General features: G+C 56.8%; 2 protein-coding genes. One reads left to right on the top strand and one right to left on the bottom strand.

Going from position 1 to position 889, the window contains the following annotated elements:
- Positions 1-288 (bottom strand): AraC family ligand binding domain-containing protein (locus AC1DWI_RS24755; protein WP_477726124.1); only part of this gene is annotated, 288 nt, incomplete at its 3' end.
- Between the two features lie 305 nt (positions 289-593).
- On the opposite strand from AC1DWI_RS24755, the gene AC1DWI_RS24750 reads away from it, so the two are divergent.
- On the top strand, positions 594-889 hold a 296-nt coding region (locus tag AC1DWI_RS24750), incomplete at its 3' end, for a hypothetical protein (protein WP_477726123.1).

Genomic DNA, 889 nt, shown 5'->3' with positions numbered 1-889 from the left:
CTGGTGCACCACGTCACCGGCCTCGACCAGGGTTTCCTTGTCTTCGTACATAAAGCGGGCCCAGCCCTTGGTCATGATGACGATCTGGAAATCTGCCTCATGACGGTGCCATCCCGTGCCTGTTTCTGGTGCCATATTGGCCTTCACAAGGTGCGCGATGACTTTGCCGTTGGTCGCGTCGGCAATGCCGAGGTCACGGTACAGGAAAAAGTCGCGCAAACCACCGGAGACAAACTGCGTGTCGCCAGGCTTGACATGGGAAAACTTGGTCGCGGTGCGGTCCAGCATGGGGTGCTCCTGTTCAATCAAGACATCCAACTCGGGATTGGTGCGGTGCAGCAAGCATGAAGTGTTCCAGAGTGTGTGCGGCGTGGGCTACACCGCTGGCTGCACAGCCAGGGCGACAAAGAGGGGCCTTTGCAAAGCTATAGTTCAGGAACGTCTAAACCTCCACCCATCCGACTCAAAGGCGTTTGACATGTGGCCCAAGCTCATTCGTTTCCTCAAGGGGGAGCGGAGACCTGACCCTTTCTTCAAGCGAGGGCCGGGCTTGACCGGTTTTGTTGACACTTTCACCTTAGAAGACACTGTCCATGCGTCCATCGTTGAAGACCCGAAAGCCCATTGACCAACTCAAGCCGGAAGACCTCATCGCTTTTCCCATCTGGGAGTTCGCAAGCGACGAGGAAGGGGATGAAGAGCAGGACGAAACCTGGGTTCGTCCTCATCCGGCGAAGATGATGGGCCCGGACCTTTACGACCTGTCCGTTGCTGCTGATTTCCTTGCTTCCTCGGGCCAGATGTTCACCGGCTTTGTTGGCGTGACCACGGCTGGCGATCTCGAGTTTGGGCATGGGGTGCTGCTGCATGAAAACGACCACATCTTCGT

The organism is Polaromonas sp. P3_C2 (genome assembly GCF_056402675.1).
This window is presented reverse-complemented; position numbering and strand designations above follow the sequence as displayed.